This is a genomic window from Ensifer sp. LC384, assembly GCF_001695865.1.
GTDB lineage: Bacteria > Pseudomonadota > Alphaproteobacteria > Rhizobiales > Rhizobiaceae > Ensifer.
In genome coordinates, this window is record NZ_MBST01000078.1 from 78,543 (window position 1) to 100,476 (window position 21,934).

General features: G+C 63.9%; 19 protein-coding genes. 1 reads left to right on the forward strand and 18 read right to left on the reverse strand.

The window, feature by feature from the left end:
• Positions 1 to 43: 43 nt before the first annotated feature.
• From abc-f to BC363_RS31020, 3 genes are all read right to left on the reverse strand, one after another.
• Entirely contained in the window at positions 44 to 1,666 is a 1,623-nt protein-coding gene (gene abc-f / locus BC363_RS31010; RefSeq protein WP_065785112.1) for a ribosomal protection-like ABC-F family protein, read from the reverse strand.
• Between the two features lie 143 nt (positions 1,667 to 1,809).
• Complete coding sequence (locus tag BC363_RS31015) at positions 1,810 to 3,834, reverse strand: beta-N-acetylhexosaminidase (protein WP_065785113.1); 2,025 nt, start codon at positions 3,832 to 3,834, stop codon at positions 1,810 to 1,812.
• 17 nt (positions 3,835 to 3,851) lie between these two features.
• Positions 3,852 to 4,328 (reverse strand): GNAT family N-acetyltransferase, encoded by a 477-nt coding sequence (locus tag BC363_RS31020; protein WP_065785114.1) that lies wholly within the window; start codon positions 4,326 to 4,328, stop codon positions 3,852 to 3,854.
• A gap of 154 nt (positions 4,329 to 4,482) precedes the next feature.
• Between BC363_RS31020 and BC363_RS31025 the strand changes: the two genes are divergently transcribed.
• Complete coding sequence (locus BC363_RS31025; protein ID WP_202618643.1) at positions 4,483 to 4,737, forward strand: DUF2306 domain-containing protein; 255 nt, start codon at positions 4,483 to 4,485, stop codon at positions 4,735 to 4,737.
• 22 nt (positions 4,738 to 4,759) lie between these two features.
• On the opposite strand, the gene BC363_RS31030 is transcribed toward BC363_RS31025, so the two are convergent.
• The 15 genes from BC363_RS31030 to BC363_RS31100 form a co-directional block, all read right to left on the reverse strand.
• Positions 4,760 to 6,115, reverse strand: coding sequence for an aspartate aminotransferase family protein (locus BC363_RS31030; protein WP_065785116.1), 1,356 nt, complete (start codon positions 6,113 to 6,115; stop codon positions 4,760 to 4,762).
• A gap of 41 nt (positions 6,116 to 6,156) precedes the next feature.
• The gene (locus tag BC363_RS31035; RefSeq protein ID WP_065785117.1) at positions 6,157 to 6,600 is read right to left on the reverse strand and encodes a GNAT family N-acetyltransferase; all 444 of its coding nucleotides are present in this window, start codon (positions 6,598 to 6,600) and stop codon (positions 6,157 to 6,159) included.
• 55 nt (positions 6,601 to 6,655) lie between these two features.
• Entirely contained in the window at positions 6,656 to 8,611 is a 1,956-nt protein-coding gene (locus BC363_RS31040; protein ID WP_065785118.1) for a hydantoinase B/oxoprolinase family protein, read from the reverse strand.
• Positions 8,604 to 10,643, reverse strand: coding sequence for a hydantoinase/oxoprolinase family protein (locus tag BC363_RS31045; RefSeq protein ID WP_065785119.1), 2,040 nt, complete (start codon positions 10,641 to 10,643; stop codon positions 8,604 to 8,606). Before BC363_RS31045 ends, BC363_RS31040 begins: the two co-directional genes overlap by 8 nt.
• Before the next feature lie 125 nt (positions 10,644 to 10,768).
• Positions 10,769 to 11,740, reverse strand: a complete 972-nt coding sequence (locus tag BC363_RS31050; protein ID WP_065785120.1) for a helix-turn-helix domain-containing protein — start codon at positions 11,738 to 11,740, stop codon at positions 10,769 to 10,771.
• A 240-nt stretch (positions 11,741 to 11,980) separates the two neighbouring features.
• A complete protein-coding gene (locus tag BC363_RS31055; RefSeq protein WP_065785121.1) occupies positions 11,981 to 13,348 on the reverse strand; it encodes an amidase in 1,368 nt (455 codons plus the stop codon).
• 12 nt (positions 13,349 to 13,360) lie between these two features.
• Complete coding sequence (locus BC363_RS31060) at positions 13,361 to 14,581, reverse strand: extracellular solute-binding protein (protein ID WP_065785122.1); 1,221 nt, start codon at positions 14,579 to 14,581, stop codon at positions 13,361 to 13,363.
• Complete coding sequence (locus tag BC363_RS31065; protein ID WP_065785123.1) at positions 14,578 to 15,657, reverse strand: GTP-binding protein; 1,080 nt, start codon at positions 15,655 to 15,657, stop codon at positions 14,578 to 14,580. Before BC363_RS31065 ends, BC363_RS31060 begins: the two co-directional genes overlap by 4 nt.
• Positions 15,650 to 15,982 (reverse strand): hypothetical protein, encoded by a 333-nt coding sequence (locus BC363_RS31070; RefSeq protein WP_065785124.1) that lies wholly within the window; start codon positions 15,980 to 15,982, stop codon positions 15,650 to 15,652. Before BC363_RS31070 ends, BC363_RS31065 begins: the two co-directional genes overlap by 8 nt.
• Positions 15,983 to 16,036: 54 nt before the next feature.
• A complete protein-coding gene (locus BC363_RS31075) occupies positions 16,037 to 16,918 on the reverse strand; it encodes a polysaccharide deacetylase (RefSeq protein ID WP_065785125.1) in 882 nt (293 codons plus the stop codon).
• A gap of 88 nt (positions 16,919 to 17,006) precedes the next feature.
• Positions 17,007 to 18,113 (reverse strand): ABC transporter ATP-binding protein, encoded by a 1,107-nt coding sequence (locus tag BC363_RS31080; RefSeq protein ID WP_065785126.1) that lies wholly within the window; start codon positions 18,111 to 18,113, stop codon positions 17,007 to 17,009.
• Between the two features lie 128 nt (positions 18,114 to 18,241).
• Positions 18,242 to 19,474 carry an extracellular solute-binding protein gene (locus BC363_RS31085; protein WP_065785127.1) on the reverse strand — a complete coding sequence of 411 codons (1,233 nt, stop codon included), beginning with the start codon at positions 19,472 to 19,474 and terminating at the stop codon, positions 18,242 to 18,244.
• Positions 19,475 to 19,552: 78 nt separating this feature from the next.
• Positions 19,553 to 20,326 carry an SDR family NAD(P)-dependent oxidoreductase gene (locus tag BC363_RS31090; RefSeq protein WP_065785284.1) on the reverse strand — a complete coding sequence of 258 codons (774 nt, stop codon included), beginning with the start codon at positions 20,324 to 20,326 and terminating at the stop codon, positions 19,553 to 19,555.
• A gap of 14 nt (positions 20,327 to 20,340) precedes the next feature.
• A complete protein-coding gene (locus tag BC363_RS31095; RefSeq protein WP_065785128.1) occupies positions 20,341 to 21,087 on the reverse strand; it encodes a 3-oxoacyl-ACP reductase family protein in 747 nt (248 codons plus the stop codon).
• Entirely contained in the window at positions 21,087 to 21,932 is an 846-nt protein-coding gene (locus BC363_RS31100; protein ID WP_065785129.1) for an ABC transporter permease, read from the reverse strand. The genes BC363_RS31095 and BC363_RS31100 overlap by 1 nt, the downstream gene beginning before the upstream one ends.
• Between the last annotated feature and the right edge of the window lie 2 nt (positions 21,933 to 21,934).

A 21,934-nucleotide genomic window follows, 5' to 3' on the forward strand; every position in this document is an offset into this window, starting at 1 on the left:
TCGTTACAGGCATCGGTCGCTGCAGAACCGCGACCGATCGAAATTAGCTGCGCAGGCCCGGCGCCTCCTGGCCGGTGCGCGCGACATATTCGGTATAGCCACCGCCATATTGATGCACGCCGTCGGGCGTCAGCTCCAGAACCCGATTGGACAGCGCCGCCAGGAAATGGCGGTCGTGCGAGACGAACAGCATCGTGCCTTCGTACTGCGCCAACGCCTTGATCAGCATTTCCTTGGTGTCGAGATCGAGGTGGTTGGTGGGCTCGTCGAGCACCAGCAGGTTCGGCGGATCGAACAGCATCATCGCCATCACCAGCCGCGCCTTCTCGCCGCCGGAAAGCACGCGGCACCGCTTCTCGACGTCGTCGCCCGAAAAGCCGAAGCAGCCGGCGAGCGCCCTGAGCGGGCCTTGACCGGCCTGCGGGAACGCATCTTCCAGCGACTGGAACACCGTGCGCTCGCCATCGAGCAGATCCATGGCGTGCTGGGCGAAGTAGCCCATCTTCACGCTGGCTCCGAGCGCAACGCTGCCCTCGTCCGGATCGGTCGAGCCCGTCACCAGCTTCAAAAGCGTGGACTTGCCGGCGCCGTTGATGCCCATGATGCACCAGCGCTCGCGGCGGCGTACCATAAAGTCCAGGCCCTCATAGATGCTGCGCTCGCCGTATTTCTTGTGCACGTTCTTGAGGTTGACCACGTCTTCGCCCGACCGCGGCGCCGGCCGGAACTCGAACGACACGGTCTGCCGGCGCTTCGGCGGCTCGACCCGATCGATCTTTTCGAGTTTCTTGACCCGGCTCTGCACCTGGGCTGCGTGCGAGGCACGCGCCTTGAAGCGCTCGATGAACTTGATCTCCTTGGCGAGCATCGCCTGCTGGCGTTCGAACTGGGCCAGCTGGTGCTTTTCGTTCTGCGCCCGCTGCTGCTCATAGAACCCGTAGTCGCCGGAATAGCTGTTGAGCGAGCCGCCGTCGATCTCGACCACCTTGGTGATGATCCGGTTCATGAACTCGCGATCGTGCGAGGTCATCAGCAGCGCGCCTTCATAACCCTTGAGGAAGGCTTCAAGCCAGATCAGGCTTTCGAGATCCAGGTGGTTGCTCGGTTCGTCGAGCAGCATCACATCGGGGCGCATCAGCAGGATGCGGGCGAGCGCGACGCGCATCTTCCAGCCGCCCGAAAGCGCGCCGACGTCGCCGTCCATCATCTCCTGGGAGAAGCTCAAGCCCGCCAGCACTTCCCGCGCGCGACCCTCCAGCGCGTAGCCGTCGAGTTCCTCGTAGCGTGCCTGCACCTCGCCGTAGCGCTCGATGATCGCGTCCATCTCATCGAGACGATCGGGATCGACCATGGCGGCTTCAAGCTCGTGCAGTTCGGCGGCAACGGTGCTCACCGGACCGGCACCGTTCATCACCTCGGCCACAGCGCTGCCGCCCGACATCTCGCCGACATCCTGGTTGAAGTAACCGATCGTCACGCCCTTATCGACGGCGACCTGGCCTTCGTCCGGCATCTCTTCTCCGGTGATCATCCGGAAGAGCGACGTCTTGCCCGCCCCATTGGGGCCGACGAGGCCGACCTTCTCGCCCTTGTTGAGGGCTGCGGATGCCTCGATGAAAAGAATCCGGTGGCTGAGCTGTTTGCTGATATTCTCGATACGAATCATATTTTAGGGGCCCGAAACGTTGCGGCGCCCTTATGTCACGGGTTGCGGCCGCGCCGCAAACGCTGATTCGCGGCGTCTGCCCACCCAAAAATGCACGGGGAACGAGGCATCAAATCGCTTTGACGCCCCGTTCAGCCACAGGATTACTGCTCGGAGTAGAAGCCGTAGAGCACCGGCATCAGCCCGACCAGCGCCTCGAAGCGTTTGAAATTCTTGCGCTCCGGGCGGGTCCAGCCGGTTTCGGCCAGGGCCGATAGCCGTGGGAACACCAGGCGATCGAACACCCCTCGATCGGTCATCGGCTCGGACCAGATGCAGCACTGCAAGCCGCGCAGATGCTTCTTCTGGCTGTCGGTCCAACCTTCGATCGGATCGAACAGGTACAGTTTTTCCGGATCCGACCACCCCGCCCAGCTGGCGCCGGGCTCGGACCAGGCCGGGCTGTTGGCCATGTCGAGATAGTAGACCTGCCCCGGGCAAACGACGATATCGTAGCCTTCGCCGGCAAGCTCGGCGTTGGCCTCGACCGTTCGCCAACCGAAGAGCAGCGATTTTTCCTTGTCGATGACGTTGCCATGGGCGGCCTCCTGCCAGCCGCCGGTGACGCAGCCGCGGCTTGCGAGGAACCCCTGGACGCGGGCGAGGAACTCCGCCTGCAGCACCGCCGCCCCCGATCCGTCGATCTCGTCGGCCCCATGGGTGTTGGTGACGACATTCAGCCGTCGAGCGTGGGTCGCCGCCATCTCATCGCCGGCCATGGCGCGCAACCGCTCGAGCGCCTGCGGCGAACCCGACCAGGCGCCGAGCGGCACCTCGTCGGCACCGACATGGATGATCTTCGACGGGAAGAGTTCGATCAGTTCGTCGAAGACGACCTCGAGCACCCGATAGGTTTCTTCGCGCGCCGGGTTGAGGCAATTGTCCGGGAAACCCTGCACGGAATAATAGCTGCCGGTTTCGTTGGGATCGCGCAGCTCGGGAATGGCCTGCAGCATGGCAAAGGAATGTCCGGGGACATCGATCTCCGGCATCACCTCGATGCCGAGGGTCTGCGCCAAGGCGACGATCTCGCGAACGGCAGCCTTGGTGTAGTAGCCGCCAGTGACCTGCGGGCCGGAGCCGAGCAGCGGCGGGATCTTGCGGCCATGACCGCGCCAGGCGCCGATATCGGTCAGCGCCGGATAGGCGTCGATCTCGATCCGCCAGGCTTCGTCATCCGACAGATGCCAGTGGAAGCGGTTGAGTTTGTTCCAGGCCATCAGCCGCAGGAACCGGGAGACCTCGGCAGTGCTGTAGAACTGCCGGGCAACGTCGAGATGGGTGCCGCGCCAGCCGAGCGCGGGCTCGTCCCGGATCTCGCCGCCGGCCGGAAACAGGAATGTGCCGGGGTGAAGCCTCGCGCCGCGCAGGATCTGCCCGAGCGTGATCAGGCCGTAGAGGAGGCCGGTGCGCGTGCCGCCGGTCACCGCCACTCCCGCTGGCGAGAAGCGGATGACATAGGCTTCCTCCGCAAGATCGCCGGAGAGTGAGAGGGTTGCCGGAAGGCCACCTTCCGCCACCGGCCGGACAATGCCTTCGACCGGAAACAGGCTGCCCGTCAGCTCGGCAAAGGCAAGTGCTGCGGCCCCGGCTTCCGCCCCTTCCGGCGCAAGATCGAGCCCGAGCGGCGGTGTCATACGGCCGGAGACGGACACGTCCTGCGGCCAGGGCACGACCGAAACGGCGACGGGTGCGACCTTCGGTACGGGATAGATGACAGCACCGCGTTTCAGTTCGGCATTGTCGCCGTGGGCGCGCGACGGCAAGACCGAGATTGGCGCGGTGCTGCCGTCGGCAAGAACGAGATAGGCGGAGTTGGCGCCATCGGTCCAGTGCTGCGGCGCGAAACTCATTCCATGCGCTTTCACTGTCCACGCGCTGCCCGGCTGAAGCACCAGCTCAGCCGGCGGCGCAAACTCGGAATGGTTGGAAAGCCGGCTCAATAATGTCCCGCCTTCGACGACCGCTGCGGGGTCGATGCGTGCTGGCCCGGAGACGCAAAGGCGAAAACCCTTCAGCGGGCGATCGGAGGCGTTCGTCAGTGTCAGCGAATAAACCGCTTGGGTATCCGTCTTTGCCGGCGTCCAGAGCGTTTCCAGCCGAAATTCCGGTTTGGTGGCGATCGTCATCATCATCTCCAGGAGGTTTAGTCGTCGATCTTGAGCATGCCGGCATAGATGCCGGGCGCGGAATTGGGGATTGGCATGGCGCCGACGGTCCGCTCGTAGAACTCCGACGGTCCGACGTCGCCGATGATGGCATAGGCGTAGCCCATCGTCTTCAAGTCGAACAAAGAAGCAAGCAGCAAAGCATGCCCGATACCTTCGCCGCGCGCCGCTTCATCGACGCCGGTCGGACCGAAGAAGCCGCGCGCGATCGACTCGTGGCAGGCAAAGCCGATGAGGTTTCCGTCGCGCGTGGCGAGAAAGCAGGTTGGCGGCTGGCGGGCGAATGCGACGGCGGTCTCACCGGCCGAACCGGACCCGAATTTCTGCCGCACCCAGCCGGTCACCCGTTCGAACTCAGGCGCCAGAGCGCGCCTGATCGTCACCCCGGCGGCATCCATCCGCTGGTCGAGGTCGGGCTTTGGTCGAAGCAGCGATAGATTGACGAGATAATCCATTGGGAAACCTGTGACGTTGGAACTAGGTGGCCATGATCCCGCCGACAACCTAACCGAAACGCTGCTCAACTGCCGACATCACGACCTCCCCTCCAGGTTTCAATGACATTAATAAGTCAAGCAACTTGACTTATTAATGTCAAGGATCGAAGGCGTGTCAATCTCCGTCTTTCAACGCCGATTTGTCGCGCACAGGGCGTGGATGATCCGCTCCTTCGCGTTGACCTTCGTCGCGGTCACGGTGCGCCTCGACCTCATCCTGCCCGATTTCCTGCCTGTCCCCATTGAAGACGGATACGGCGCCATCTCCTTTCTTTGCTCCGTTCCCAACTGGATTGTCGCGGAGGTCGCCGTTTATCGCCGCCGTGAAGGCGCCGACGGCCCGGTGTACCGGAAGCCCGCACTATGATGCGAGCCCGGCACCGGGATACTTATGCCGCCGCCTGCCGGCCGAGCTCGCCAAGGCTCGCCTCGACGATATCAAACATCTCGTCGATCTCCGCCGCCGTGATGATCATCGGTGGGCAAAAGGCGATCGAGTCGCCGATATTGCGGCAGATCAGGCCATTCTTCTGCAGGATCGCAGCAGCCCGCGCGCCCGTCGCCCCGGCGGCAGCACCATCCGCCGGCTCGAGTTCGAGCGCGCCGATGAGGCCGACGCCCCGCGCTTCGACCGCAAGCGGATGCCGTTCGAGCGCGTTGAGCCGGCCAAGGAATTGGGGCGCAAGACGGCGGACGTTGCCGACCAGGTCCTTCTCCTCGATGATTTCAAGGTTTTCGAGCGACACGGCAGCGGCGACCGGATGTCCGCTGGCCGTAAATCCATGCCCGAGCGCTCCGATCCGGTTCGCCTCATTGGCGAGCGGCTCATAGACGGTGTCGTTGATGACAAGGGCAGCGATCGGCTGATAGGACGAGGACAGCTGCTTGGAAAGCGTCATGATATCCGGCCGCATGCCGAAGGTCTCAGATCCGAACATGGTGCCGGTGCGCCCGAAACCGCAGATCACTTCGTCGGCAATCAGCAGGATGTCGTATTTCCGCAGCACGTCCTGGATGGCCGCCCAATAGCCCTCCGGCGGAACGATGACGCCGCCGGCCCCCATGACCGGCTCGCCGATGAAGGCAGCGATCGTCTCCGGTCCCTCCTCGAGGATGAGGGCCTCCAGCTCTTCAGCGCAGCAGCGCGAAAAGGCAAGCTCGTCCTGCCCGGGTTCTGCACCGGTGCGGTAGTGCGGGCAGGTCGTGTGCAGGATGTTGGAAAACGGCAGATCGAAGGAGCGATGGTTGTTGGGCAAGCCCGTCAGGCTGGCGCTCAACGCTGTGACACCATGATAGCCCTTGATGCGCGAAATGATCTTTTTCTTCTCCGGCTTGCCAAGCGCGTTGGAACGATACCACACCAGCTTGATCGCGGTGTCGTTCGCTTCGGATCCGGAGTTGGCGAAATAGACCTTGGACATCGGCACCGGCGCCATGGTGATCAGCTTCTCAGCCAGATCGGCGACCGGCCCGTGCGATTTCTGCGAGAAGGTGTGGTAGTAGGGCAGCCTCTCCATCTGGCGGCGCGCCGCCTCGACCAGCCGCTTTTCACCGAAGCCGACCCCCACGCTCCAAAGCCCGGCCATGCCCTCGATATAGCGCTTGCCGCTGCTGTCGAAGACGTGAATGCCCTCGGCCCGGTCGATGATCAGCGGCCCCTCCCGCTCCAGCTTCCGAGGGTTGGTATAGGAATGGAGATGGTAGGCCATGTCCCGCGCTTCGGTGGAATTGGGCTGTGCGGTCATCGGCGTCTCCCGGTCTGATGCGTGATCACTCTGATGCGTGCTCACAGGGCAATATCATAAGTCAGCCAATCCGTTCTGGTGGCCAGTTGATCGTAAAGGCCGCGGGCCCTGTAGTTGTTGTCGCGCGTGATCCAGCGGATGACGGACCAGCCGCGTTCACGCCCAATGTCAGCGACGGCGCGGATCAGGGCGGGTGCCGCGCCGCTGCCGCGAGCCTCGGGCGCAACGAAGAGATCGTCGAGAAAGCCGCCGCGCGCCGCCATCAGTGGCCTTATGTACTCGCGAAAATGGGTCAACGCGATCGGGCGGCCCGAGCGATCGAGCGCCAGCCGGCATTCGAGCTCACCGTCGCGGATCCAGCCCCACACCCGATCCCGCATCGCGTCGGTCTGCTGAACCCCGTAGAAGGCGGCAAATCCCGCATGAAGTTCGTTCCATGCGGACCTGTCGTCCTCGCCCGCGGCGACGATCGTAACACCTGCCATAACGTCCCCCCGTCCTCGGGTGGGCGAGCCGCCCACCCACCAAGCGTTTCCGTCCTTATTGCCAGGCCGCCGCCGACCGTTTGCGATACATGTCGCGGAACTGTTCGGTGGAGGCGGGCAGCAGGTCGCCCGTGTCCCAGTCGAGGATCACGGCATGGCGGCGCACGGCATCGAGCGCATCGATCTCGCCGGCCTTGAATTTCTCTGAAACCTCAGCCGGATCCGTCTCCAACCACCCCAGGCGCTCGGTTCGGATCTGTCGCCGCAAATCGGCCGTCGCGGCGGCATCGATCTCGTAAGCGCAGATTTCGGGATCGACGGGGTCGATGACGACGCCGTAGTCCTTCGCCGCCCGCTCGACCGAGACGTAATCGTCGATCACATCGGCAAGAACCCGTTGCGGATCGCGCTCGAGCGGATCGCCGAAACCGCCGCCGCCGGCCGTCGGGCGCGAGAAGATGTCCCCCGCTTCGATCGCGACATCGGAGAAGGTCGCGCCGAGCCATTCCTTTTCGCCGGTCTTTTCGCGCGTCAGCGTCAGTCCGTGGGGCATCGAGGGCAACCCGCCCTCGATGCCCCAGACGATGGCGCGTTCGCGGTCGCAAATGTAGGAAATGATCGTGTTTTCGGCTTCGAGCATGCGGGATGTCTTGAGCACACCGGCTCCGCCGCGCCATTTGCCGGGGCCGGCCGAATCGGTCAGCACCTCGAACTCGGTGGTCAGGATCGGGTTTGCCCGCTCCTGACCCTCGACCGGCTGGGCCATCAGGCCGGTTCCGAAGCAGGCCGTCGTCACGTTGCAGCCGTCCATGCCGTTGCGCCCGCCCCAACCGCCGGGCAACCAGTCGTAGAACATGAAGATCGGCTTTTCCGCGGCCCGGGCGTCGCGCCCGCCGGTCAGGAGATATTCAAGGTTGAAGGCGCAGGCGATGGCGCGCTCCGGGATAATCTTCGACCAGATCTCGTAGATCGCGTTCATGATCTTCTCGAACGGCATGAGGAAGCCGGTGACGGCCACCGGCCACTTCGCGTCGACGATCGAACCTTCCGGCGCGATGATTTCGAACACCCGGTAGAAGCCGCTGTTGAGCGGCAGGTCGGGGAAGAAGGTCTTCATGCCCGCCGCGACCGCCGAGAAGGTCGCGCCGAAAGCCGAATTGTAGATCGAGCCGATGGTCGGGTGGCTGCCGGTAAAGTCGTAGATCGCCCGATCGCCCTTGATCGTCAGCTTGACCTTGATCGGGATCATGCCCTCATTGCCGGCCGGGTCGCGATCGATGAAGTCCTGCGTTTCCCATTCGCCGTCGGGCAGTGCCGCAATGCGCTGGCGCATGGCCCGTTCGACATAGTCCTGGACCGCACCAAGCCCCTGTTTCACCGTGCCCTCGCCGTATTTGCCGACGAGCCGCAGGATTTCGCGCTCGCAGACCTGGGTCGCCTGCGCCTGGGCGTGAATGTCGCCGATGATCGAGGCGGGATCGCGGGTGTTGGAGGCGATCAGGTGGGCGACGTCCTTGCAGAACCGCCCCTTGTCGTAGAGCCGGATCGGCGTAATGCGCATCCCCTCCCTGAACATCTCCTTGGCGGCGACATCGAAGGAGCCGGGCACGCTGCCGCCGAGATCCGACCAATGTCCGTTCGACTGGCTGAAGGCGATGATCCTGCCGTCGACGAAAATCGGCCGGATGAGCCGGACGTCGTTGAAGTGCGTGCCACCGGCATAGGGGTCGTTGATCGCGTAGACGTCACCCGGATGCATGTCGTCGCCGAAGGCGCGGATGACGTCCTTGCAGGTGAAGTGCAGCGTGCCGACATGGACCGCGATGTCCTGGTTGCCTTGGGCTGCCGAATTGCCTTCGGCGTCGTGAAGGGCACTGGAGAAGTCTCGGTTGTAGATGACGAAGGAGTAGCAGGTTCTCAGGATCTGCTCGGCCATCTGATCGACGCTGGTGATGAAGGAGTTCTTCAGGACCTCGAAGGTCACCGGGTCAAGGTTTTGCTGTTCAGACATTCGCTTCACCTTCGATACGGATGATGATGTTGAGATAGGTGTCCACCTCCGCGGTCGTTCCCGGCGGGACGACGACGGTGGAATCGAGCTGCTCGACGATGGCCGGTCCCTTGAAGACGAAGCCGACAGGCAGAGTTTCGCGGTCGTAGACGGGCGTATCGAGCGCCGCGTCGGCTGCAAACCAGACGCTCCGCCGCGTCTTCGGCTCGGGGGTGAGCGCCGTCGGCTCGTGGCGTGCCAGCGACGCCTTCGGCACCATGCCGACGGCCTTCAAGTTGATGCGGAACAGGCTGACCGGCGTCTCGTCGCGACGGAAGTTGTATTCGCGCTGATGTTCGCGATGGAAGGCTTCGACCAGCGGCGCGATGGCGGTAACCGGCGCTGGTGCGGCGACGGCGAGCGACCGCCACTGCCCGAGATACATCATGTCGATGCTGCGCTGGAGCACCACGTCCTTGGCCGCGACGCCTTCATGGGCAAGCCGCTCGGACGCTTCCTGTTCGAGGCGGAGGAACGCCTCCTCGATCGCCGTCGCGTCGGCGTCGGCGGCCGGCTTCAGGTAGCTTTCCGAGAAGTCGTGCTGCATGTCGACGAGCAGGCAGCCGAGTGCCGAAGTGACGCCGGGGTTCGGCGGAACGATGACGGCGGGGATCGACAGTTCGCGGGCAATCGCCGCGCCATGCAGCGCGCCTGCACCGCCGAAGGCGACGAGCGCGAAGTCGCGCGGATCATAACCACGGCTGATCGAGATCAGCCGCACCGCGTCCGACATGTTGGCATTGGCGACGCGGATGATGGCATCGGCGGCCGCATGCGGCTCAAGCCCGAACGGCTCGGCCACCCCTTCGCGCACGGCCTCAAGCGCAAGGTCTGCGTCTAGCGTGATCTTGCCACCGGCAAGACTGGTGCCGAGCCGGCCGAGCACGACATTGGCATCGGTGTTGGTCGGCTGGCGGTTGCCCTTGGCGTAGCAGGCCGGGCCAGGATTAGCACCGGCCGATTGCGGCCCGTTGCGCAGCGATCCGGCCTCATCGGTCCAGGCAAGCGACCCACCGCCGGCGCCGATCGTCAGGACCTCGATCGAGGAGAAGCGAATGGGATAGCCGAACTCGATGAACCAGTCCTTGGTGATGCGGGACTGGCCGTCATAGGCGAGCGACACGTCGGTCGACGTGCCGCCCATGTCGAGCCCGATGGAGTTTTTGAAACCACAGAGCTCGGCGATATATTTGCTGGCAATGGCGCCGGCGGCGATGCCGGAGCCGGCGAGGCGCGCGGCAAAATCCTCGACGCTCTTTGGGGTCATCACCCCGCCGCCGGTGTGCAGCAGCAGCAGATCGCGCTCATAACCTTCCTGCTGCAGCCGCTTGCCGAGCCGCGACGTATAGTCGACGACGACGGGGCTGAGCGCCGCGTTGGCAACGGTGGTCGAGAATCGCTCATGTTCGAAGATTTCAGGCAGGACTTCCGAGGAGGTCGACACCGGCACGCCGGGCATCACCTCCATCAGGATTTCCTTCATCCGGCGCTCGTTCGCTCCGTTCATGAAGGCGTTCATGAAGCAGACGGCGATGGCTGCGACATTGCGGCGCTTGAGAATGCGCGCGACCTCACGGGCCTCGTCCTCGTCGAGCGTGGCGACCACCCCGCCTTGCGCGTCGACGCGCTCGGAGACAACCAGCCGGTCGCGCCGCGGCACATAGGGCGGCACCACATCCTTGTAGGTATCCCAGAGGTCTTCCTTGTTGGCGCGACGGATCTCGATCACATCGCGGAAGCCGCGGGTACAAACCATCGCCGTGCGCGGCAGGCGCCTTGTGATCAGGGCGTTGGTGGCAACGGTGGTGCCGTGCGAAAACAGCGCCACCTTCGACAGGTCGATACCGGCTTTCTCTACCCCGGACATGATCCCGTCGATCGGGTCGGCGGAGGACGACGTCTTTTCGACCCGGATCCGGCCCGTGGTCTCGTCCATGATGCAGATGTCGGTAAAGGTGCCACCGACATCGACCGCAACGCGAAGGTTCTGCAAAATCCCTCTCCTGTCTTTCATCCGTTGAAAAGCGGGTATCCGTTCAAAATCGGGCAAGGCTTCGCCCTTCGCCCGGACGGGCGTGCGATCACCTGATGTCTGTCTGGAGTTGTCTGTCGCCCGGCTCAGCCGGGTCCGCTCGGGCTCGTCAGATTGTAGCGCTCGCGCGCTTCTGTCGGGCTGTAGCCGAAATGCGCCTTGTAGTGGCGGCTCAGCTGCGCATGGTCGCTGAAACCAAGCGCATAGGCGATTTCCGAAACCAGCTTGCGGCAGGACGGATCGCGCAGCATCTCGTCGCAGCGCAAAAGCCGCTGGACACGGATCCAGTGGCACACGGAAGTGCCCTGCCGCTTCATCAGCTGATGCAGGTAGCGCACCGAGATGCCGCAGGCATCGGCGATCGTCTGCGGCCCGAGATCGGCCCGGGCCAGGTTGGCACGGATGTAACTCTCGACGCGATGCAGGTGGCCGACCTGCACCGAGCCGGCATCCGACGTCAGCATGCGCTCGTCGGAGCTGAGCGACATCGCAAGAATATCGACCAGATGTTTGCCCGTCATGTCGCGGGCGGGAGCATCCATCTCGACGAGCCGCGGCGCGATCAGCCGGATCATATCGACGAACAACGCGCCGGTGCCCCGGGTCGAATCGAAGCTCAGCGACGCGATACGTTCGGGAAGGCCGACACGCGGCCGCAGCGTGGCGATCGGCACCTTCAGCACCCAAAGCGTGTTCTTGGCCGCGTAACTGAATTCGTAAGGCAGATGGCTGCGCTCGACGAGGAAGGCGCCCGGCTTGCAGCGCACTGCCTTGCCGCTCTGCTCGAAACTGATCTCCGCCGTCTCCGGCACCGTGATCAGGTAGCTTTCTTCGCGTTCGTGCAGCAGGTGCCGCTTCTGCCGGCGATAGAGCAGGCCGTCGGATTCAAGCCGCGACAGCGACACCGCGCCGAGATCCCAGACGTTCAGCTCACCGGAGAATTCCGCCGAGTTCTGGAAGCGCAGGTCGAGCGGGAAGTAGGTGCTCGATACCGCTTCGTCCCAATAGCGCTTGCGCTCGAACGCAACCGTGCCTGCCGTGGAATAACTCACGTCCATGCGAAGCTCCCATCCAGTCCGCCGTCCGTTCGCTTCGGCTGTTCCCGTGTTGCCGAGGCGACGGCCGATCGCGGCCCATTTTTCCCGACCGGTCGCCTTGAACGTCGCAGCCTCTTCAGGGCCTTTGCGACCGGCGTTTCCGGAAGGTCGCCGAGCAGTAGACTACGCCTTTCCCGCCTCGGCTAGTCGCAAAGTGCGCTCGCTCTTGTCGGTGGGCGTAGTGTCGGGGCGACCAGCCCTTCAATCGGCACGGACGACCGCTTCCGCCGCAAGCGCCATCGACAAGAGATGCGCGTCGTGATGCGGCTGGGCGGAAAGGAGCAGGCCAACGGGCATGCCGGCGGCCCCGTGGCCGCAGGGCAGCGAGACGCCGCACCAGTCGAGGAAGTTGCCGATCGATGTGTTTCGCAAGGTTTTGGCGTTGGTTTCGACGAACAAAGCATCGTCAGTGAGAAGCGGCGCAGTGGGAGGCGCCACATGCGCGACGGTGGGATAGGCGATAAGCTCGTTTGGCCCGATATTGGCGGCGATCTCGGCGATCAGTGCCTCGCGTAACTCAAGCGTCTCGACATAGTCGGAAAGGCTGATCCCTCGCCCAAGCCGTGCCCGTGCCACGACGCGCTGGTCCATCGATGCGGCCTGCGGGCCTTCCAGCCGCTCGCGATGCAGCGCGAAGGCCTCGGCCGTGACCAGCGGCCCATGCCGCGCCATGGCCTCGAAGATGCGTTCGAACGCCGGAAACGGCTGGCGGCGCACATGGGCGCCAACCCGTTCCAGCCGACCGAGCGCGGCTTCGAAGCTTGAGACGACACCGTCTTCGGCACCGTCGAAAACCACCGTTGTCGGCACCACGATCGACAGGCAGTCGAGACTGCCGCGTTGGATCTCCGGCGCCGGCAGGCCGCGCATTGCGGCGTCGACCCAGACGGCATCCTGCACCGTCCGGCAGAGCGGGCCGAGCGAATCGAGGCTCTTGGCCAACGGAAAGACACCGCGCATGGAATAGCGACCCCGCGTCGCCTTGTAGCCGACGATGCCGTTGAAGGCGGCAGGGATGCGGATGGACCCGCCCGTATCCGTGCCGATCGACACCGGCACGAGGTCGGCGGCGACAGCAACGCCGGAGCCGGACGACGAGCCGCCCGGCAATCGATCGACATCCTGCGCGCGCGGATTGCGCGGCGTGCCGTAATGCGGGTTGATGCCGAGCCCGGAGAAAGCGAACTCGCTCATGTTGACCCGCCCGACACTGACCATGCCGGCGCTGGCGAGTGCCGCCACTACCGCCGCGTCCGCTTGCGCTACCGGCGCGTCCTTCAGAACCACCGACCCGGCCGTCGTCGGGATGCCTGCGATGGCAAACAGGTCCTTCCAGGCGACGGGAATCCCGTCGAGAAGACCGAGCGGGCGGCCGGCTGCTATACGTTTCGCGGAAGCGTCCGCTTCGCGCATCGCCCGCTCCGGCAGGACCGTGGTGAAGATGACCTGGTCGTCGTGGCTGCGGATCCGCTCAAGCGTCCAGCCTGCCAGATCGCGTGGATCGAGCGCACCGGATTGCACGAGTACCGAAAGCTGCGCGATCGACCGTCCAGCAAGATTCTGCGTCATCCCCGTTTCCCACTATCTCTCGACCAGCTGCATCCAGCGGCGAACCAGGTAATTGTGCTCGTCCATGGTGGTGTTCCAGACCGCGATGCAGTTGGCGCGCTGCCAATAGGAGCCGCCGCTCCTGAGCGATCCGGCCCGAATGCGGATGGTACCGTCCGGCCCCGGCAGGTCGCATGCCGCCGGCAGGCCGCCATACCAGTAATCCCATTCGGCCACCGACATGAACTGCCGCGAGCGCTCCGGGGTCGAAATGTAATAGCCCTGCCGCGCCACGACCGCGCCCGGCCAGCCGGAGATCCACCAGTTGAGATAGTCATAGGCGACGTCGCGCATGCGACCGGACAGATGCCGCGCCAGGCACAGCCCGCCATGCCAGGCGCGATAGCCCTCGGCCGGCACCGCCTGTTCCACCGGAACGCCCTGGCCGTTGAGGATGCTGATGCCGGTCGACCACATGCTCTGGATATCGGTCTCGCCGCGCACCATCAACCGCGCCGCATCCTCGGCCGTGCGCCAGAAGGCGCGGAAATAGCCGTTCTTCTTGCGCTCCTCCAAGAGCCCGATCAGCCGGTCGATCTCGTCGACCGTCATGCTGCCGATGTTGTCGAACGACATGAGCCCGGATGCCTGCGCGGCAAGGGCGGCATCGAAGATGCCGATCGCCGGCTCGTCGACGAGGGCCGCGCGCCCTGCCCAGCGCTCGTCGAGCAGCGCCGCCCAGCTGTTCATCGACACCGTATTGGGCGCAACATCGGTTCGATAGGCGAAGCTGTCGAAATTATGCGTCGTCGGCAACATCGAGATCGTGCTCGACGGAGTATCACCCAGTTCGAGATTGGGCTGCACGAACAGTTTCTTGACCGGCGCATCCCCCTGCCCCAGGCGGGCATTCGGGCCGATATGGCCCGTCTTCGTCAGATCGTTGATCTCGTCCCAAAGCGCGATACGCGCGATATCGATCGGCTGGATCGCCCGCCAGTACCAGACGATATCGAGGTTATGGAAACACTGGTCGTAGATGTCGTAACTATCAGGCTCCTGTGCCGCCTTGTGCTGGGTCGTCAGGAAGTCGTTGTTGTCGAACACGACATCGATGCCGAGATCCGCCTCGGCGCGGACCCGCAACTCTTCGAGCAGCGAGATCGCCGTGCCGAGCACGCGCAGACGTGGACGCCCGGAGAGATGAAGGGACGGTGTCGCTGTTGTCGCTTGGTCAGGCTGGTGCTTGCTCATGAAAACGACTGATGTTCCTGCAGACTGCGTTTCGGGACGGCCGCCGTTTCGACTGGCGACCGGTCGAGGGCGAATGCCTCGAACGATCGTTTCAGCAGGCCAACGTCCAGACCGTCAACGATAAACACGATGTGCGAGCGACGATCTTCGTCCGGCCATCGCTCCATGTGCACCGGCGTGTGCACCAGATGCTGAACACCATGAATGGCGACCGGCCGCTCCTCGCCGGCAATATTGAGAATGCCCTTCACGCGCAGCACCTTTTCGCCGTGGCGGTTCAACAGCATCGTTAGCCAGATACCGAAGGCCGTCCAGTCTATGGCACGCTCCACCGTCATCACGAAGGATGTCACCGCCGACTGATGCGCGGCACCTCCCGCCGTTGCCAGTTGAACCGGCGCCTCACAGTAGAAGCCGCTTGTCGATTGCAGTGCCGCTGCACGCAGGCTGAGGTTCTCATCGACGAGGTCGGCGACAACGAAGGACGGATCGGTCGCCGTCAGAAGCGGCGCGTCCGGATTGATGGTGCGCAGTTTCTCGCCAAGACTGGCGATATCGGCCGCGGGCGTCAGATCGGCCTTGGTGACGACCAGCCTATCGGCAACGGCTACCTGGCGGTTGGATTCGACATAGGTGCCGAGTTGGCCGGGCCCGTTGACTGCATCGACGGTGGTGATCACGTTGCCGGGGCGAAAATGGTGGCGCAGAACCGGGTCGGATTTGATCGTCGACAGCACCGGGAACGGGTCGGCAAGCCCGGTGCTTTCGACGACGATGCGGCGAAAGGGCGGGACCAGCCCGCGTTCCCGCTTCGAATGCAGGTCCTTGATCGCATCGGCAAGCTCGCCGCGCACCGTGCAGCAGAGACAGCCCGATTGCAGGAGCACCATCGTGTCGTCGATGCGCTCGACCAGATGATGGTCGAGCCCCACTTCTCCGAATTCGTTGATGAGCACCGCCGCATCCGAAAGAGCGGGATCAGCGAGCAGGCGCGCAAGCAGCGTCGTCTTGCCGGAGCCGAGAAAGCCCGTGAGCAGGTTGATCGGGGTCAACAATGGGACTTGCGGTTCAGTCATCGATCGCGGCCTCCGCGGCGTCAATCAGAGCCGGATCGAGCGGGTCGCAGGGGCGGCCGCAAAGCCGTTCGGCGGCGGGCCAGAGATGGCCCAGATCTTCGATGATCTCGCTTTTGCCCGTACGCGTCGACAACACGAAGGATGCACCCTGCCAATCCGAGATGGTCAGGCCGAAACGCGCCAGCATCGCATTGGCGATCCGCACGCGGTTGGCGCGTTCGCGCCTGCGATCGATGCGCTCGACATTGCGGGTGTAGACACCCGGCCGCGCCACGGCATCGGCCCAGTGTTCGTTGCCTCCAAGGACACCGCAGAGAGAGCACATCGTTCATCCAACCTGTCTGATAGACGGGGCGGTCAAACCGCCCCTGTCGGTGGATCACTTCTTGCGCGGAAAGCGCTTGGCGAAATCGTCGGCTATCTCGTTCATCGTCACGAACTTCACGCCCGGATGCTTGATCATGTGGGCATAGAGCCGCTCCAACATCATCAGCACCTGCGGGCGCCCGGCAACATCAGGGTGGATGGTAATCGGAAACACCGCATAGTCCATCTCGCGATAGACCCAGTCGAACTGGTCGCGCCAGATCTGTTCGATGTCATGCGGATTGACGAAGCCGTGGCTGTTCGGCGACTTCTTGATGAACATCATCGGCGGCAGGTCGTCGAGGTACCAGGAGGCCGGAATTTCGATCAGATCGGTCTCCTTGCCGCGCTGCAGCGGCACCATCCAGTCGGAGGGTTTCTTGGAATAATCGATCTTGGTCCACTTGTCGCCGACGCGGACATAATAGGGCGTGAAGTCGTTGTGCATCAGCGAGTGGTCGTACTTGATCCCGCGCTCAAGCAGCAACTCGTTGGTGACGTTGGAAAACTCCCACCATGGCGCGACATAGCCGGTCGGGCGCTTGCCCGAAAGCTTGGTGACCAGATCGATGCACTTGTCGAGGACCTCCGTTTCCTGCTCGCGTGTCATGGCGATCGGGTTCTCATGGGTATAGCCATGAATGCCGATCTCGTGACCGGCATCGGCGACGGCCTGCATCTGTTCCGGGAAGGTCTCGATCGAATGGCCGGGGATGAACCAGGTGGTCTTGATGCCGAAGCGCTCGAACAGCTTCAGCAAGCGCGGGCTGCCGACCTCGCCGGCAAAAAGGCCGCGCGAAATGTCATCAGGCGAATCCTCGCCCCCATAGGAACCGAGCCAGCCGGCGACCGCGTCGACGTCGATGCCGAAGCTGCAGAGGATTTCCTTGGCCATGTATGTCTCCTTCGTGTTTTCTGCTCATAAGTCAGAGCGGGATGCGGGCGGAAAACCGCACACACTTTTCCTCATCCCGCTCCAGTGATCATGCTGGAATGACGGTGGCTTCGCCCGGCTGCCAGCTGAGAAGAATGTCGGCGCCGACGGGGAAGGCGTCTGGCTGGTACTTGTCGACATGGGCTTCGAGCGAGACGGTGCGCCCGTCGCCAAGCGCCGCCGTCAGGTGGGACACGTGGCCGACGACGTCGAAACGACGCACGCTGGCGCTGACGACATTGCCACCGACCGTCTGCGCAATCTGGTCACGCGACACCCGGGCGGCCGGGTGCACCTCGATCGCTTCGGCCGGAATGACGACATTGACCCGCGACCGCGTGGAAAGCACGCCGTTCGGCCGGCCGCAAAGCTGGCCGAGCGGCGTCGAAACGAGCGTCCGGTCGTCGGAGGCACCATCGACTTCGCCCTGGAAGATCGTGTTGTTGCCGATGAACTGGGCGACGAAGGCCGTGTTCGGCCGGGTATAGAGCTGATGCGGCGGGCTGATCTGTTCGACCTTGCCCTGGTTCATCACCACGATGCGGTCGGAAAGCGCCAAGGCTTCGGACTGGGCATGGGTCACGAAGACGAAGGTGACGCCAAGCGTCTTCTGCAGCAGTTTCAGCTCGTTCTGGATCGCCTTGCGCAGGTTGGCGTCAAGTGCCCCAAGCGGTTCGTCGAGCAGAAGAATGTCCGGCTCGACGACGAGCCCGCGGGCCAGCGCGATGCGCTGGCGCTGGCCGCCGGAAAGCCTGTCGGGCTTCTTCTCGGCGATGTCCTCCAGCCCGAGCGTCGCCAGGATACGGTCGACCTTGGCGTCGCGCTCGGCTTTCGCCATGCCCTTGACGTCGAGCCCGTAGCCGACATTGCGGCGCACGGTCATATGCGGAAAGAGCGCGTAGCTCTGGAAGATCATCGACGTCGGCCGGTGTTCCGGCCGGATGTCGTTCATGCGTTTGCCCTTGATCAGCATCTCGCCGGAGGAGATCGACTCGAAGCCGGCGATCATGCGGAGCGTCGTCGTCTTGCCGCAGCCGGAGGGACCGAGGAACGCGATGAACTCGCCCCTGGAAACCGACAGGTTGAAATCGATCACGGCGGGCGTGCCGTTGTCGTAGACCTTGCCGACATTGTTGAGTTCGAGGTCGAAGATCATCGTGGCTCTCCGGAGCTTGCTGAAATCGCTGGTATCGGGCGCGGGGCCCCGACCGCACGGTCGTTTGTGCAAGGGCCACGCACGATGTCTAAAGATGCCGGGAAGCGCCTGCCTCCCGGCATGTCCGATCAGGCGTTGAGGAATTCGTCCCACTTCTGGATCAGATGGTCGTATTCGTCCGGCCACTGGTGCCAGTAGGCGACGTTCTTGGCGCGCTCTTCAAGCGAGCCGCCGTCGCGCAGGTCGCCCTCCTTGATACCGCGCTCTTCGGCGCCGACCCAGGGCTTGCCCTCATACCAGAAGGCATATTTCTCCGGCGCCATGACGTTCTTGATGTTGGTCGATGGCGAGTAATAGCCCTGCTCGGAAACGGTGATGCCCGGCTCGCCCGAGAGCCAGTAGTCGGCATAGGCGATGACCGCCTCCTTGTTGGCCGTTCCGGCAATCATCGCCGGGCCGATCGCCCAGCCGCGATAGCCTTCCTTCGGCACGGCGTAGCGGCAAGGCTTGCCCTGCGCCTTGACCGCCATCACTGCCGGCTGCCAGGCATCGCAGACGACCATTTCGCCTGATGCCATCAGGTTGACGAGTTCGCCGAAATCGCCCCAAAGCGCGCGGAACTGGCCCTCTTTCTTCTTGGAAATCAGGAAGGCTGCAGCCTCGTCGATTTCGGCCGCCGTCGCATTGCCGGGGTTCTTGACGTCGGAAAGACCGAGCGAGTTCATCGCCATGATCGCCTGGCCGATCGCGATCAGCGGGTCGGTGTTGATGCCGGACTTGCCCTTCCACTTCGGATCAAAGATCGCGGTCCAGCTGTTGGCTTCCTCGGCCGACAGCACGTCCGGATTGTAGCCGATCGAATCGTAGTTATAGACGGCCGGCACCATGTTCAGCGCCGTCTGGCTTTCGTCGGTCCAGATCTGGCCGATGATCTGGGCGCCACGATCCCACTTGTCGCTGGCGGTCGTGAAGGTATCGCGGATGTTGGCCCAGTTCTTCAGCGCCGAGGCCGGGATGGACTCGACATTGTTGGTCATGACGATCGACGGCAGGCGCTCGGCAATGATTTCCCAGCAATCATAATCCTTGGAGCCGGAGAGGATCTTCGTCTGGGCGTCCGGGAAGGTCGCCGCCGTTCCGGAGGTACCGCCGACGCCGGCAGCCGCCTTGAACTGCTCGAGGATGCGCTCCTGGACCGTGACCGAGAGGCCGATGGTGCGCAACTGCTGGCCCGCGAGATCGGCGACCTGCGCGAAGGCGGCGCGCGACGACAGGAACGGCGTGCCGCCCCCCATTGCAAGCGCCATCATCCCGGCGGACCGTTTGAGGAGCGAGCGGCGATTGAGTTCCAGATTTGGCATTGTCTCTTCTCCAGTTGTTGTTGTTCCCCGGAACCCGTTTGACACGCGCCCCTTGTTTCTTCGCCGCGTAGTGCAGCTTCAGTACCGCCCCACCAGGAGGCCTCCATCCACGACCAGCACCTGGCCGGTCATGTATCTCGCGCTGTCGGACGCCAGGAACGCGATGACGTCGGCGATATCCTCCGGCGTCCCGAGCCTTTTCATCGGGATGAAATCGGCAGCCGCCTCGGCACCATCAGGTCCCAGCGAGTTTTCCTTTGAAAGCAATTGCGCCGTGCGGATGTAGCCGGGCGCAATGCCGTTGACGCGAACACCGTCGCCGGCAAGCTCGACTGCAAGCCCCCGCACCAGACCGACCACACCGGACTTGGCGGCGGAGTAGTGCACATGCTCGTCCCAGCCATAGGCAACGCCCATGATCGAGGAGAGGGCGACGATGCTGCCTTCGCCGCGCCGGCGCATGCCGGGTGCAACGGCACGGGCGAGGCGGAAGATGCCCTTGAGGTCGATATCGAAGGTCAGGTCCCATTTGTCGTCGGTCAGCTCGGCAAGCGGCGTGCGATGGGCAATGCCGGCATTGGCGACGACGACGTCGATGCGGCCGTGCCGCTGTTCCAGGTCAGCGACCAGCGCGTCGGTCGCCGATGTCGAGCGGACGTCGTAATAGGCAAACTCGGCGGAGCCGCCGGCCTCTTGGATGGCATCGACCGTCGCCGATGCTTCGCGCTCGAGAATATCGGTGACGACGACATGATCGCCCTTGGCGGCAAAGGCCCGGGCGGTCGCCTGACCGATACCGATGCCGGCACCGGTGACGATGACAATGCGGGACGTCTTGGGAGGATTTGTCATTTCCATCTTTCCTGTCAGAGCATCACGTCGCCGGAGTTGGGGCCGAGCGTCTGGCCGACGAACAGGCTCGCCGATGGCGAAGCCAGGAATGAAACGGTCGCGGCGATTTCGCCCGGCTCGCCGAAGCGCCCGAGCGGCAGCTGCGCCTTCTTGGCGGCCCGCCAATCCTCAGAAAGCCCCATGACCAGTGGCGTATTGATCGGACCGGGCGCGACCGCATTGACGCGCACGCCGCGGCTCGAAACCTCGCGGGCGAGCGCCTTGGTCATGCCGATGATCGCGGCCTTGGCGGACGAGTAATGCACGAGCTCGACGCCGCCGATCTGGCCGAGCTGCGAGGCCATGTTGACGATCACGCCCTCGCCGCGGGCAAGCATGGCCGGCAGCACCGCCTTGGTCATCAGGAAGGTGCCGCGCACATGCACCGCAAACATCCGGTCGAAATCGGCGACCTCAAGATTTTCGAACAGCGCCTGATGCGCGATGCCGGCATTGTTGACGAGCAGGGCCACGGGACCGTGCAGCTGCGCCGCCCTTTCCGCCGTCGCCTTGACATCGGCTTCGCTCGACACGTCGCCTGATATCGCTGTTGCCACGCCGCCGGCAGCAGCGATCTCGCCTGCAACCGCCTCTGAGCGTTCCGGCGACAGGTCGTTGACGACGACGGCATAACCATCAGCCGCCAGCCGCAACGCGATGGCCCGGCCGATGCCGGAACCGGCGCCGGTGACGATCGCAGAGCCAAGAGCAGAGCCGGCCATCACGCCTCCTCCTGGATCGCGATGCGTTTGGCACGACGCACGGAAAGCATCATCAGCGCCGCATAGGTGCCGAGCAGCGCAAAGGAGAACAGCGTCGTCAACACGCCGAAGGCAAAGACGTTCGGATGCACTTCGACGGAGAAGGTGCCGTAGATCGCCAGAGGCAGCGTCAAGTCGCGGCCCGAGGCGAAAAGCGTGCGGGAAAACTCGTCATAGGAGAGCGTGAAGGCAAAGAGCATGGCGGAGAGCACGCCGGGGAAGATCAGCGGGAAGGTCACCTTGCGGAAGGTGCGCGCCGGCGTGACGCCGAGCGACCAGGACGCCTCCTCCATGCTGGGGTCGAAGCGGTTGAAGATTGCCAGCATCACCAGGAAGGCAAAGGGGAAGGTGTAGACCACGTGGAGAACGAAGGCGGTGCTCCACCAATGGCGGTCGATGCCGAGCGTGTTGGCAACGAGCGCCATGCCGAGACCGACGAGCACGCCCGGCACCATCATGCCGAGGACGATGAGGTAGAAGACCACACCCGAGCCACGGAACTTGCGGCGGAAGGCCTGCGCCGCCGTGACCCCCAGCACCGTCGAGACGATCATGGTCATCACCGCAAGCCCGAGCGAGCGGACCAGCGCCTGCTCGATCGGCAGCGGCGCGATGCGCGACGGCGGCGTCAGGCCGAAGAGGTGCTTGTACCAATAGGTCGACCACTCGATGATCGGGAACTGCGGCCCGCCTTCCGGCCCCGTCTGGAAGGACAGGATGGCAAGCACGACGAGCGGGCCATAGAGAAAGACGAGGAAGAGCGCGGTATAGGCGCCGAGGCTGAATTTCATGCCGCTGGCATTCATGA